Origin of the sequence: Neglectibacter caecimuris, from assembly GCF_034335015.1 — a bacterium.
In the GTDB taxonomy this organism is placed as follows: Bacteria; Bacillota; Clostridia; order Oscillospirales; family Acutalibacteraceae; genus Acutalibacter; species Acutalibacter caecimuris_A.
Window position 1 is genome coordinate 1 of sequence record NZ_JAWXXK010000002.1, and the last position, 12,400, is coordinate 12,400.

General features: G+C 50.9%; 13 protein-coding genes. 10 read left to right on the top strand and 3 right to left on the bottom strand.

Annotated features, from left to right (window positions below):
- The first annotated feature begins 407 nt into the window (after positions 1–407).
- The 4 genes from fabZ to U8T64_RS02145 are packed head-to-tail and all read left to right on the top strand — an operon-like array spanning position 408 to position 3,845.
- The gene (fabZ, locus tag U8T64_RS02130; RefSeq protein ID WP_322180493.1) at positions 408–821 is read left to right on the top strand and encodes a 3-hydroxyacyl-ACP dehydratase FabZ; all 414 of its coding nucleotides are present in this window, start codon (positions 408–410) and stop codon (positions 819–821) included.
- Between the two features lie 58 nt (positions 822–879).
- Entirely contained in the window at positions 880–2,202 is a 1,323-nt protein-coding gene (locus tag U8T64_RS02135; RefSeq protein WP_322180495.1) for an acetyl-CoA carboxylase biotin carboxylase subunit, read from the top strand.
- Positions 2,203–2,229: 27 nt separating this feature from the next.
- Positions 2,230–3,084: an acetyl-CoA carboxylase, carboxyltransferase subunit beta gene (accD, locus tag U8T64_RS02140; protein ID WP_322180497.1), complete on the top strand. Its 855-nt coding sequence runs from the start codon at positions 2,230–2,232 to the stop codon at positions 3,082–3,084.
- Positions 3,081–3,845, top strand: coding sequence for an acetyl-CoA carboxylase carboxyltransferase subunit alpha (locus U8T64_RS02145; RefSeq protein WP_322180499.1), 765 nt, complete (start codon positions 3,081–3,083; stop codon positions 3,843–3,845). The genes accD and U8T64_RS02145 overlap by 4 nt, the downstream gene beginning before the upstream one ends.
- 1,980 nt (positions 3,846–5,825) lie before the next feature.
- On the opposite strand, the gene U8T64_RS02150 is transcribed toward U8T64_RS02145, so the two are convergent.
- Both U8T64_RS02150 and U8T64_RS02155 read right to left on the bottom strand, forming a co-directional pair.
- Positions 5,826–6,173: a helix-turn-helix domain-containing protein gene (locus U8T64_RS02150; protein WP_322180501.1), complete on the bottom strand. Its 348-nt coding sequence runs from the start codon at positions 6,171–6,173 to the stop codon at positions 5,826–5,828.
- A 228-nt stretch (positions 6,174–6,401) separates the two neighbouring features.
- Positions 6,402–6,725 (bottom strand): helix-turn-helix domain-containing protein, encoded by a 324-nt coding sequence (locus U8T64_RS02155; protein WP_322180503.1) that lies wholly within the window; start codon positions 6,723–6,725, stop codon positions 6,402–6,404.
- Between the two features lie 112 nt (positions 6,726–6,837).
- Here U8T64_RS02155 and U8T64_RS02160 point away from each other — a divergent pair, with 112 nt between their 5' ends.
- The 5 genes from U8T64_RS02160 (at position 6,838) to U8T64_RS02180 (ending at position 11,423) form a co-directional block, all read left to right on the top strand.
- Positions 6,838–7,122 (top strand): helix-turn-helix domain-containing protein, encoded by a 285-nt coding sequence (locus U8T64_RS02160; RefSeq protein ID WP_322180505.1) that lies wholly within the window; start codon positions 6,838–6,840, stop codon positions 7,120–7,122.
- 504 nt (positions 7,123–7,626) lie between these two features.
- The gene (locus U8T64_RS02165; RefSeq protein WP_322180506.1) at positions 7,627–8,556 is read left to right on the top strand and encodes a hypothetical protein; all 930 of its coding nucleotides are present in this window, start codon (positions 7,627–7,629) and stop codon (positions 8,554–8,556) included.
- 95 nt (positions 8,557–8,651) lie between these two features.
- Positions 8,652–9,821, top strand: coding sequence for a 23S rRNA (uracil(1939)-C(5))-methyltransferase RlmD (gene rlmD / locus U8T64_RS02170; RefSeq protein ID WP_322180508.1), 1,170 nt, complete (start codon positions 8,652–8,654; stop codon positions 9,819–9,821).
- A 73-nt stretch (positions 9,822–9,894) separates the two neighbouring features.
- Positions 9,895–10,248 carry a hypothetical protein gene (locus U8T64_RS02175; protein ID WP_322180510.1) on the top strand — a complete coding sequence of 118 codons (354 nt, stop codon included), beginning with the start codon at positions 9,895–9,897 and terminating at the stop codon, positions 10,246–10,248.
- 116 nt (positions 10,249–10,364) lie between these two features.
- On the top strand, positions 10,365–11,423 hold the full coding sequence (locus tag U8T64_RS02180) for a S66 family peptidase (protein WP_322180512.1): 1,059 nt from the start codon (positions 10,365–10,367) through the stop codon (positions 11,421–11,423).
- Between the two features lie 37 nt (positions 11,424–11,460).
- On the opposite strand, the gene U8T64_RS02185 is transcribed toward U8T64_RS02180, so the two are convergent.
- Entirely contained in the window at positions 11,461–11,964 is a 504-nt protein-coding gene (locus U8T64_RS02185) for an SLOG family protein (protein ID WP_322180514.1), read from the bottom strand.
- 119 nt (positions 11,965–12,083) lie between these two features.
- On the opposite strand from U8T64_RS02185, the gene U8T64_RS02190 reads away from it, so the two are divergent.
- Positions 12,084–12,326 (top strand): helix-turn-helix domain-containing protein, encoded by a 243-nt coding sequence (locus U8T64_RS02190; RefSeq protein WP_322180516.1) that lies wholly within the window; start codon positions 12,084–12,086, stop codon positions 12,324–12,326.
- Positions 12,327–12,400 lie beyond the last annotated feature (74 nt).

The window sequence follows — 12,400 nt, forward strand, 5'->3', positions numbered from 1 at the left end:
TAATATCCGCAAAGGGCGTGCGGATATTATAGAATTAAAATTGCCTTGCCCAGTTTGTGCTTCGCACAACGGGCAATCGGCACATTATACCAACGCGCCCATGGCGCTTATGGTATAATATCCGCAAAGGGCGTGCGGATATTATAGAATTAAAATTGCCTTGCCCAGTTTGTGCTTCGCACAACGGGCAATCGGCACATTATACCAACGCGCCCATGGCGCTTATGGTATAATAACGATGACAAAAAGCCGTCGTTATCTTGAAGAAGCCCCTGAACAAAAGAAAGGCAGAGCCTTTCTTCTTGAAGCGTTTCTCTTTTCCTTCGGAAAAGCACCGGACTTCTTCGGTGTGTACGAAATTTACAGTAATCATATCCACGGTGCTGATGGCATAAAGGAGAGCTGTTATGAACAAGGAAGAGATCAAAAAGATCCTGCCCCACCGGGAGCCCATGCTGCTGGTGGACGAGGTAGAGCTGATCGATGGCAAAGCCCACGGAAAATGCCATATCAAGGGCGATGAATACTTTTTGCAGGGCCATTTCCCCGGAAATCCGGTGGTGCCCGGCGTGATTCAGTGCGAAATGATGGCCCAGTCCGCCTGTGTACTGCTGCTGGGAGAGGCCCAGGGAAAAACCCCGCTGTTTACCGGTTTGGATAAGGTAAAGTTTCGAGGCCAGGTAAAGCCCGGGGATACTCTGGAAACAGAATGTGAGCTGCTCCGGCAAAGGGGCGCGTTCTACTTTGCCAAGGGCACGGGAAGGGTAAACGGCAAGCTCTGCGTCAGCGCCGAGTTCTCCTTTGCGCTGGTGAACGCTTAAAAAAACTGTTGTTAGTTGTTAGAGAAGAACATTTAAATGCTGAACGAGGTGGATCGGATTGTTCACAAAAATTCTTATTGCCAACCGGGGCGAGATCGCCATTCGCATTATCCGGGCCTGCAAGGAAATGGGGATCTCCACCGTCGCGGTGTATTCCGAGGCGGATCGGGATTCCCTGCATGCCGCCATGGCGGATCAGGCTATTTGTATCGGCGGGGCGAAAGCAGAGGAAAGCTATCTGGATATCCGGCGGATCGTCAGCGCGGCGCTGGCTGTGGGAGCCCAGGCCATTCACCCCGGCTATGGATTTTTAGCGGAAAATCCGGAGCTTGCACGGCAGTGCAGGCAATACGGTTTAGTGTTTATCGGCCCCCCGGCGGAGGTGATCTCCCAAATGGGAGATAAGGAGCAGGCCAGGCGGCTGATGCGGAAAAATGGGATCCCGGTCACGCCGGGAACCGACCTGCTGCGGGATTGGAAGGAAGCGCGGGAAAAGGCGGAAGCCATCGGCTACCCGGTGCTCATCAAGGCCAGCGCCGGCGGCGGCGGCAAGGGCATTCGCCTGGTCAATGCCCCGGAGGAAATGGAAAAAGCCTTTCTCACCGCCTCCAATGAGGCGGAAAAGGCCTTTGGAGACGGCCGGGTCTATCTGGAAAAATATCTGGACCCGGTAAAGCATATCGAGGTGCAGCTTCTGGCGGACGAAGAGGGACATATCGTCTGCCTGGGAGAACGGGAATGCTCCATTCAGCGGAACAACCAGAAGCTTATTGAGGAATCTCCCTCCCCCGGAGTTTCCCGTGAGCTTCGAAAAAAGCTGATGGAAACAGCGGCCAGAGCGGCCAGGGCGGCGGGCTATATCAATGCCGGAACGGTGGAATTTCTGCTGGACAAGGAGCAAAACTTCTATTTCATGGAAATGAATACCCGCCTCCAGGTGGAGCACCCTGTTTCCGAGCTGGTAACGGGTGTTGACATTGTAAAATGGCAGATCCGCATTGCGGCAGGCGTGCCATTGGATTTTTCTCAGGAGGATATCCATGTGCGGGGCGCGGCCATCGAATGCAGGGTCAACGCCCTGGGAGCCGGAAAGGTGGAATTTCTGCATATCCCCGGGGGCCCCTGGGTGCGGTTCGATACCTTCCTGTATCAGGGCTATGACATTCCCCCGTACTATGACTCCATGCTGGGAAAGATGATCGTTTACTCCTCCACCCGGGAGGAAGCGATCCGTAAAATGCAGGCCGCCCTGTGCGAGCTCATTGTGGACGGCCCCAAAAACAACATTGAAGATCAGATCGGCATCGTGCGGGACGAGCGGTTCCGCAAGGGCAATTATTATACAGATTTTATGCGGAATTTCCAGCAGCCCAAACCGTAATTCGGAACGAAAGGAGCGATAGCGCTTATGAATTTGATGGGATTGTTCCGTTCCCCTCAGAACGAGCTGGAAAAGGGGGGAACCGAAGCGGAGGACAGCGGGATCCGCAACGCCTGCCCCCACTGCGGCGTGCTGCTGCCCCTTTCCGAGCAGCAGGAAAATATGAATGTGTGCACCTCCTGCGGCTATCATTTCCGGGTAGGCCCCAGAGAACGCGTGACCTACCTTACCGATGAGGAAACCTTTCAGGAGCTGTACGGCGAGCTGAAAAGCCGGGATATTTTAGGCTTTCCCGGTTATGACCAGAAGCTCAGAAACGCCAAGCTTGCCTCCCGGGAACGGGAGGGCGTGGTCTGCGGTACGGCAAAGGTGGAGGGAGAGCCCTGCGCCCTGTTTTTTATGGATCCCTATTTTATGATGGGCAGCATGGGAACTGTGGTGGGGGAAAAAATCACCCGCCTGTTTGAATATGCCACAGCGGAAAGTCTGCCCGTGATAGGCTATACCGTTTCCGGCGGCGCCAGAATGCAGGAGGGCATTCTTTCCCTGATGCAGATGGCGAAAACCAGCGCTGCGGTAAAGCGGCACAGCGATGCGGGAAATTTCTATCTCACCGTGCTGACGGACCCCACCACCGGCGGCGTTACCGCCAGCTTTGCCATGGAGGGGGATATTATCATGGCAGAACCGGGAGCCACCGTGGGCTTCGCGGGGGCCAGGGTCATTGAACAGACCATTCGCAAAAAGCTGCCCCAGGGCTTCCAGAAGGCGGAATTTCTGCTGGAGCACGGCTTTGTGGACCTGATCGTGCCCAGGGCCCTGCAGAAGGAGACCATCGCGAAACTCCTGCGGCTCCATCAGAAGGGAGGCGCAGAGCAATGAGCGCATATGAAAAGGTGCTTTTGGCAAGGGCAAAGGGACGGCCTACCGGGCTTTCCTATATCGAACGCATTTTTGAGGATTTCATTGAGCTTCACGGAGACCGCCGGTACGCGGACGACCCTGCCATTGTAGGCGGTATCGCCTCCCTGGGCGGAGAACCCGTCACCGTGATCGCCATGGAAAAGGGCGGCGATATGAAGGATAAGGTGCGCAGAAACTTTGGCTCTCCCAACCCGGAGGGCTACCGGAAGGCGTTGCGGCTGATGAAGCAGGCGGAAAAATTTCACCGCCCCGTGATCTGCTTTGTAGATACCTCCGGGGCCTTTTGCGGCCTGGGCGCTGAGGAACGGGGCCAGGGCCAGGCCATCGCGGAAAACCTGATGGAGCTGGCGGCCCTCAAAACCCCGGTGATCTCCGTGCTCATCGGAGAAGGCGGCAGCGGCGGGGCGTTGGCCCTGGCCCTGGCGGATCAGGTGTGGATCCTGGAAAACGCCGTGTACTCCGTCATTTCTCCGGAGGGTTGCGCAAGCATTCTCTGGAAGGACGCCAAAAAGGTAAAGGACGCGGCGGAATGCCTGCGGATCACCGCCCAGGATATGGAAGAGCTGGGCGTGGTGGAAAAGGTGATTTCGGAGGAAAAGGAAGCCGGTGAGACCTGCGAACAACTGAAAACCGCCCTGCTGGAAATCCTGCCGGAGCTGCAAAAGCTTCCCCCGGAGGAGCTGCTGCAAAGGCGCTATGAAAGGTTCCGGAAATTCTGAGAAAAAAGCGCCGCCTGTTTTGAAAACGGGCGGTGCTTTTTAACTGTCAGCCGCGAGTGGCCGATTACTTTTGGAAAGGGCGGAAGCATTGGGAATTAGGAATGAGCAGTGAGGAATGAGCAATTTAAGAACTTGGTTCAATAAATTGGAATTTGGCGCCGAGCCGGCGCAGGCACTCGTGAAGCGACTTGGCGCGAAAGGATAGCTTTCGACCCGACCATAAGCAAAATGATAAATTGGAATTTATCAGTTATCTACTCACCTCCCTCCTGTCATTCTGAACGAAGTGAAGAATCTCGTCCTTTGGCTTTTTCCCAGAAAATAAGGTCAAGATCCTTCGCTGGGAAAGCGAAATTTACTTCGCTTTTTGCTCAGCAATGACAAGGAGGGCAGTCAGTGCGATAAATTGGAATTTAGTGTGTTAGTGGTTAGCCGTGAGTAGTTAGTTGTTAGAAAAGAGAAAAGGGCTCTCAAGTTGTCATCCTGAGCCCCCGAAGGTGGCGAAGAATCTCGTCCTTTGGCTTTTTCCCAGAAAATAAGGTCAAGATTCTTCGCTGGGAAAGCGAAATTTACTTCGCTTTTTGCTCAGCAATGACAAGGAGGGAAACCAGTCCGATAAATTGGAATTTATCAAACTAAACGAATAGCAAAAACCCTTGCCTTTCTCGCCTGTCGGCTCGGTCGGGTCAGAGCGGTCTCCACTGGAGACCTTCCCCCCACCGGGACGCGCTCACCCCTGAATAGGGGAAGAAGGTTGCTTTGCAACCTTCTGGGACCACCGTCAGGTGGTGGAGAGGTTCCAGCTCACTGGAAACCCGCATAAATCCTGCGGTTTCTATCTCGCCACCGCAGAACCCCTCAGTCACGGCTTCGCCGTGACAGCTTTCTCCACTTCGCTCCGGTCGGTGCTGAACGGTCTCCACCGGAGACCAGCACCCCTTTCAGGGGAGCCAAGGGTAATTGCTAAACTTATCGAGTACCGGAAAAGCTTCTTTCGGCTGCTACACTGAAAACGGTAGACATGGGCTGCCGCACCAAATTCAGAGGGCAATACAGAATGAGCAATGAGTAATAAGAAATGAGCAATTTTAAGGGCATAGTTCGATAAATTGGAATTTGGCGGCGAACCGCTTGCTTTCTATCTGTCATTCTGAACGAAGTGAAGAATCTCGTCCTTTGCCCTTTTGCCCTGGAATTAAGGGCAAGATTCTTCGTCAAGAAAGCTATAGCTTTCTGCGCTCCTCAGAATGACAAAAGAAAGGATTTTCCCTTTTCTAACAACTAACAGCTAGTTCGCTAAACTATAATTTAACGGGTACACCACTTACTTCCCCTCTGTCATTACTGAACAGAAAGCAAGGAATCCTTGCTTTTTCGGCGAAGAATCTCGTCCCTTGGCTCCTTGCTCAGGAAGGAAGGGCGAGATTCTTTGTTCCTCAGAATGACAAAGGAGGGACCTTGTTCTTCTCTAACGACTAGTTCGCTAAACTATAATTTAGCGGGTTAACGGATAGCAGTAACCCCCTGCCTTCCTTGAAAGGATCACTTTCTAACCCGTGTCTGTCCCAGATAGGTGTTTTTTGCCGTGGAATTGCCACTTGACAAATTATTAGACAGTTACTATAATAAAGATGAAGAAAGAGCCTGCCGATAGACGGTTTGGCTCAAGATAACAGTTTTAAGATGTACTTAGAAACCGTCACTTGGCAGAGTGGCGGTTTCTGTCTGTTACTCTGATCGTTATTGTCCAAAAAAGGATATGAAACGTCAATGTAACCGGCATATGCTCCACCTCCTTTCGGAGGATGTAGCCAAACCGCCTACCGTATGAGGGCAGACTCTTCTGCACAGTATTCTGTGCAAATTGATTATAACAGTTTTCTAAATGGAAATCAAGACAAGCTTTTCTTTTTCTAATAACTAATGTTCTGATTTTGGCAGAACAGAATAAAACCTCTCCCCTTTTCTTCCAGGGAGAGGTTATTGATTTTTATGAGAGTTTTTATCAGATTCCTTTGTTTCCATAAGCGTCCAAAGGAAATGCCAAACGGCTTCCTGATTTTTATAAGAAGAGTTTTCTATAAATTCAGTTACACAATCGTGAAGTGGTTTGTCCAGTTCTCCCGTGAAAAGATAATCCAAGCTTACGGAAAACAGCTTGCTGAGTTTGAGATAGTTTTTCGGAGTAAGGCTGCTGGTGCCGTATTCCACACGGGCAACCTGCTTGCCGCTAATTCCTAACTGCTCACCCAAGTCGTCCTGCGTTATTCCATGCAGCTTCCTTAAATCCGCTATCCTTTTGCCGATTGCAAGCTGATCGTATTCCATAAACTCACCACCTAACCATTTTAATTATAGGCCATTTTCCTGACGGCCTAAACCGTATTTTATGAGAAAAACGAACACCAAACGTCCTGTTTCGGCGCGTTTTTCAGCTTGGTTAGTGAAAATTTCGTCGAAAAGCTCCTAAATCCCTATAACTTCGGCAGAACATGACAAAAACTCCCCCTTGACAAAGAAAAAGAGGGAGTTTTATACTTAATTCGAGGATTTTCATTAGGTGTCCTTAAGCTTCATAAGAGCCTGAAGAAAACGCCAAACAGCTTCTTGATTTTCATAAGAAGCATGTTTTACAAATTCAACTACACAATCATTCAGAGGCTTTTCAAGATTTCCCTTAAAAAGGTAATCCAGACTTACGGAAAATAACTCGCTTACTTTGAGATAATTTTTAGGAGTAAGGCTGCTGGTACCGTATTCTATACGGGCAATTTGTTTGCCGGTCACTCCCAAGTGCTCACCTAATGCGTCCTGCGTCAGTCCGTGCTGTTTTCTCAAATCGGCAATTCTTTTGCCAATTGCAAACAAATCATATTCCATAAGCTCACCACCTAATGGCCTAATTATGGGCCATTTTTCAGACCATCTAAACCGTATTTAATGCGAAATTTGAACATGAGATGCGTATTTTTAATTTTGGAGGGTTATCAAAATGAAACGACTGAATCAGAACCAGGTCATTCAAAGAGAACTGAGCATGCAGCTCCCCATTGCTCTTCGAGCACTGCGGGTCAATGCGGGACTGAAACAAGAAACAGTGGCGGAATTCCTTAAAATTTCCCGCCCCACCTATTCGTATTACGAAATAGGAACTACCGCACCCAGCGTTTTCACCCTGTACCTGCTTTGTCAATTTTATGATGTTCCCATCGACACCTTTTTTATGCCGGGAGCAGTTAAAAACCTTCACCCGGGACAGACACGGGTGAGGAAGTGATTTTCTCAGGGAAAGTAAAACCCTTGCCTCCCCTGAATAAGGGAAACAGACTGCTTTGCAGTCTGCGAGGATCATGCATAAGCATGGTGGAGGGGTTCCAGCTCAGTAAAAAAATCAATATAACACCTGCGTTTGACCAACTCACTGCCCAGAACCCCTCAGTCACGGCTTTGCCGTGACAGCTTTCTCCGCTTCGCTCCGGTCGGTGCTGAACGGTCTCCACCGGAGACCAGCACCCCTTTCAGGGGAGCCAAGAGTGTGAGCTAAATTGTAATTTAGCAGATAGTTTTCTCTTGTCATTCTGAGGAACATAGCGACGAAGAATGACAGTTAACAGAACAGGCGCGGTCTGTGGGGATTGCTGTCCCCGGCGTTCTCCCGGAGCTTGTGGTGTTTTGCGTATTTTTTTCTTTTTGTTCCCAAAATTTTCCCAAACGGGTGAGTGAAAATGCCCCTGAAATTGTATGATAGATGGGAGCTACCACTTTGGGAGGGAACCGCAAAATGAAAAAATGGAAAAGTTCTGTCAAAGTCTTACTTCTGCTGCTTTTTTTAATCGGCATTTGTTCCGGCTGCGGAAGCGCCGCCGGAAAGGGAGACCGGGCGTCCTCAGCCGTTCCAGCCGGTTCCCTGCGTTCCACAAAGGAAGGGAAAACGGCCCCGGGCCCCGAGCAGTCCTGCGGTCTGGTACAGCAATATAGTATTTTCGAGCTGTCTGAGGAGTCCACACTGGTGGTGTATGGCCGGGTCTCCTGTATTCATGAGCCCGTTTTGGTAAAACGCGCGGACGGAGGAGTTATTCCCTATACCGATGTGGAGCTCGAGACGAAAGAGACATTTCGCGGGGAGGCGGAAGAAAAGGTGCTGCTGCGCCTGCTGGGCGGCATGAAAGACGGTGAGTATGTGGAGGCCTTCGATACACCGGAGCTTTTGCTGGGTCAAAGCTATCTTTTTTTCTTATTCCATTCCTCAAAAGGCCTTGGCGTGTATGCCAAGGATCAGTATTGCCTGACAACGGGAACCAGCCAGGGGCTCTTTGTGCCTGTGCCGCAAGCGGCTTCCGATCCCACCTCGAAAGGCCTGGTTTTTCAAAGCTGCAAGGCGCCGGAGGAAATAGAGCAGGAACCGAAGGCTTCCCTGGGAGACACCCTTGCCCGGAACGCGGTGTTTTCCGCGGAAGAGCTGAAGGAGCTGTACACTGAATTCAATGAAATCCACCCTGTGGACGAAAGCAGGTTCTATCGGGAAGCCCTGGAGGCCTATCAGGCCAATTTGGAAAGCGGATTTTTTTCTCAGAAGGAATACGACCGCCTTCTTTCCCTGCTGGACACGTATGCCGAAGAGATCACCCTGGAAGAGGCAAAGAAATGGGAAGCGGAAAACGAAGCAAAGAAGGAGGAACTGCGAAAAAGGCTGGAGGAAGAAGCGCCATAAAGCTTTTCTGAAAAACAGCTTCATAAAAAACCTCCCACCCGGGAGGTTTTTGTGTTATACTGAGAAACAGCAGAAAAGCTTCAGGAGGCCGTTTTATGGAAGTCCAAAGGGAACCGCAATGTCCGGTCTATCGAAAATGCGGCGGGTGCCAGCTGCAAAATTTAAGCTATGAGCGGCAGCTTCAGTGGAAACAGGACCGCTGCCGGAAGCTGCTGGGGCAGTTTGGAAAAATAGAGCCGATCCTGGGCATGGAGCACCCCTATCATTACCGGAATAAGGTGCAGGCGGCCTTTGCCTGGGACAGGCGGGGCGGCAGGATCCTCTCCGGGGTGTACCAGTCCGGCACCCATTGGGTGGTGCCGGTGGATTCCTGTCTGACGGAGGATCAAAAGGCCGACGAGATCATCGTTTCCGTTCGGAAGCTTTTGAAGGCCTTCAAGCTTCGCCCCTATGAAGAGGACACCGGCCGGGGATTTTTGCGCCATGTGCTGGTAAAGCGCGGTTTTCAAACCGGAGAGCTCATGGTGGTGCTGGTAACGGGAACCCCTGTGTTCACAGCGAAAAAGCACTTTACGGAGGAGCTTTTAAAACTTCACCCGGAGATCACCACCATTGTTCAAAATGTAAACGACACCCGCACCTCCATGGTGCTGGGACGGCAGGAAAAGACCCTGTACGGGCCGGGCTGCATCACCGATATTCTCTGCGGCTGCAAGTTCCGCATTTCCCCGAAATCCTTTTATCAGATAAACCCTGTACAGACAGAGCTTCTGTATGGGAAAGCCATGGAATACGCGGAGCTCAGCGGAACGGAAAAGGTATTGGACGCCTACTGCGGTATCGGCACCATTGGGATCGTGGCGGCCAAAAGCGGCGCCGGCAGCGTTTTGGGGGTAGAGCTGAACCGGGACGCGGTCAAGGACGCTATCTTAAACGCCAGAGAAAACAAGGTAAAAAACATCTATTTCACCTGCGGGGACGCCGGGGAATTCATGGCCGAGGCCGCCCTGGAAAAGCAGCGCTTCGATACGGTATTTCTGGACCCGCCCCGGGCCGGCGCCAGCGAAGAATTTTTACGGGCCCTCTGCTCCCTGGCCCCCAAAAAAGCGGTGTATATTTCCTGCAACCCCGAAACCCTCGCCCGGGATCTCCGCTTCCTTCAGGCAAACCACTACAAAGTGCAAAAGCTCCAGCCCGTGGATATGTTCCCCCATACTCAACACATTGAGTGCGTGGTGCTGATGTCAAGAACAGAGAAGCAATAGGTGATAGTAAGAGAAAAAGCGAAAAATATAATTTAAAGAAAAACAATTAATAAAATGTGATGGAGGAATATCAATGTCAGAAACAATGACAGCAACACTTATTGGCTCGGGAATGACTTTGATTACAACAATAATTACCTTGATTACGCACTCACTGATTGAGAAGCAAAAAAGGAAACTAGAGATTCGTGATAAATATTATATCGCTCAAGAAAATTATAAGCATTTTTGCGAATCAGATAAGGGAAAATTTGAACTTTATGCCGGTCAAGACGTACGAAACTGTCTCGTAGAGTTTGAAGTAGAAATACACAATGTTTTTATATCTGGTCGCAGTGTAGGGAATGCTGACGATCCGCTAAACAATAGAATTGAGGTAATTCGCAGAAAACTGATCGACAGTATTAGGAATGATGTTAGAACATAATGAGCGCGTAATGCGATAGTTGCGGAGTGAAGAATCAAAAACCATATTAATGTATTATAAAGTTCCCATAAACTATTATACGTTTTGCGACCATTACACAGAGGAGGAAACCAAAAATGAACCAACCAGCCCCCCTTCGCCGGGGAGATAAGGTAGCGGTCGTCAGCCTGTCCAGCGGAATGCTGGGGGAGGAGTTTTGCAGCCACAGCGTGGAGCTGGGCAAAAAGCGGCTGAGGGAATTTGGCCTGGAGCCGGTTTTTATGCCCCATGCACTGCGGGGCGAGGAGTACCTGGAGCAGCACCCCGAAAAGCGGGCGGAGGATCTGAAGCAGGCCTTTCTGGACGATTCCATTCGGGGAATCGTTTGCGCCATCGGCGGCGACGACACCTACCGGCTGCTGCCGTATCTTATGGAAGACAAGGAATTTACAGAGGCGGTGCGGCGTTCCCCCAAGCTGTTTACGGGGTTTTCCGACACTACCGTAAACCATCTGATGTTTTACCGGCTCGGGCTGCAAACCTTTTACGGCCCCTGCTTTCTCTGCGATCTGGCGGAGCTTGCGGAGGAAATGCTTCCCTACACCAAAGCGGCGTTTCAGGGTTATTTTGAAGACTACAGGCACTGGAAGATCACCCCCAGCGAGCTCTGGTACGAGGACCGTACCGATTTTTCCCAGGCGGCGATGGGCACAGAGCGTGTTTCCCACAGGGAAAACCGGGGCTATGAGCTGCTTCAGGGAAGCGGGCTGTTTGAAGGGGAGCTTCTGGGCGGGTGCCTGGAAAGCTTTTACGATATTCTGGTTTCCGGCAGGTATACGGACGAACGGGAGATCTGCAAGCGGTACCGCCTGTTCCCGGAGCGGGAGGAATGGCGGGGGAAGATCATGTTTCTGGAAACCTGCGAGGAAAAGCCCACTCCCCAGCTGCTGCGAAAGGAGCTGGAGGCCATCGAAACCACCGGGGCCTTTGATGAGATCACCGGGCTTCTTGTGGGAAAGCCCCAGGACGAGCAGTACTATGAGGAATATAAAACCGTGTACCGGGACGTGCTGGGCAGCCGCGGCCTTCCGATTTTGTATAACATAAACTTCGGCCACGCGTGGCCGAGAACGGCCCTTCCCTATGGAGCAAGGGCCCGGGTAAATGCCGGGCTGCAGCGGATAGAATTTCTATAAGGAGCTTTCGGTAATACAGCCCAAAAAATTGATTGGATCAGCCAGTAGGATCCAGCACGATCACCCTTTTGCCTGTTTTTTGAGCATACCGTATCGTCATTGCGGTTCCGCCCCGATACTCGCCGTTGTAAACGGCCAGCAGGCAATGGGCGTGATCGACCAGGTAGCGGTTGCGTTTCAGCATGCAGCCGCTGCTGTACTTCCTGGCCACATATACCACCTCGTCCGCCTGCGCCAAAATGGAGAAATACAATTCCCGCGCCGAAGCCGGCCATTTGTCCGCCTGTCCCTCACAGGGCAGGATACAGTGAAGCTTCAGCGCGGGAGTTTCTTTTTTCAGGGCAAGGACGGCCAACGCCACCCAGGTGTCGGTTCCCTCCGCCATGCCGGAGAGGAAATCGGTATATCCGGCATGGGCCAGCTCGGCAATCCGCGCGGCAAGCGCCTTTTTCAAGGCGATACACCTGGGATCAACTTCACGATATCCCCAGGGCAGCTTTTGGGGCCTGTGTCCTGTAAATGCACAAGTGAAAGAGTTCATCGCGATCCTCCTTTTTGTACGCAAGTGCGTATTAAGAGGATAGCATAATTTTTATATATACGCAAGCGCGTATACGATGATGCGCATAATATCTTATCCTGTTTTCAGGAGAGATGACAATGCAAATCAAAAATGCTGTAGTAAAAAGATTTCAAAAATTGTGTTCGGAACGGAAGATAAAATACAATGAATTAGCTACGTTGTCCGGCGTAACACCCTCTACGGTGTATAGTATGATGGACGAACGCCGCAAGGATGTTTCGGTTGTTACCGTTAAAAAACTATGTGATGGCCTGGAAATTTCTATTGGAAAATTTTTTGACGATCCAATTTTTCAGAATCTGGAGCAAGAGCTGCAATAAGCCTTTCGCGTGTTGCAAGCGTTTGAAAAATTTTTTCAAAAAGAAAAACCGCCTCATTGCAGGGCGGGGAAAAA

What these genes read in the sequence shown, in the direction of transcription:
- U8T64_RS02165 (WP_322180506.1), top strand. Translation starts at nt 7,627, where the DNA reads ATGAAAAAATGGAAAAGTTCTGTCAAAGTCTTACTTCTGCTGCTTTTT.
- U8T64_RS02175 (WP_322180510.1), top strand. Translation starts at nt 9,895, where the DNA reads ATGTCAGAAACAATGACAGCAACACTTATTGGCTCGGGAATGACTTTG.
- U8T64_RS02185 (WP_322180514.1), bottom strand. Translation starts at nt 11,964, where the DNA reads ATGAACTCTTTCACTTGTGCATTTACAGGACACAGGCCCCAAAAGCTG.
- U8T64_RS02145 (WP_322180499.1), top strand. Translation starts at nt 3,081, where the DNA reads ATGAGCGCATATGAAAAGGTGCTTTTGGCAAGGGCAAAGGGACGGCCT.
- fabZ (WP_322180493.1), top strand. Translation starts at nt 408, where the DNA reads ATGAACAAGGAAGAGATCAAAAAGATCCTGCCCCACCGGGAGCCCATG.
- accD (WP_322180497.1), top strand. Translation starts at nt 2,230, where the DNA reads ATGAATTTGATGGGATTGTTCCGTTCCCCTCAGAACGAGCTGGAAAAG.
- U8T64_RS02180 (WP_322180512.1), top strand. Translation starts at nt 10,365, where the DNA reads ATGAACCAACCAGCCCCCCTTCGCCGGGGAGATAAGGTAGCGGTCGTC.
- U8T64_RS02190 (WP_322180516.1), top strand. Translation starts at nt 12,084, where the DNA reads ATGCAAATCAAAAATGCTGTAGTAAAAAGATTTCAAAAATTGTGTTCG.
- U8T64_RS02150 (WP_322180501.1), bottom strand. Translation starts at nt 6,173, where the DNA reads ATGGAATACGATCAGCTTGCAATCGGCAAAAGGATAGCGGATTTAAGG.
- rlmD (WP_322180508.1), top strand. Translation starts at nt 8,652, where the DNA reads ATGGAAGTCCAAAGGGAACCGCAATGTCCGGTCTATCGAAAATGCGGC.
- U8T64_RS02160 (WP_322180505.1), top strand. Translation starts at nt 6,838, where the DNA reads ATGAAACGACTGAATCAGAACCAGGTCATTCAAAGAGAACTGAGCATG.
- U8T64_RS02155 (WP_322180503.1), bottom strand. Translation starts at nt 6,725, where the DNA reads ATGGAATATGATTTGTTTGCAATTGGCAAAAGAATTGCCGATTTGAGA.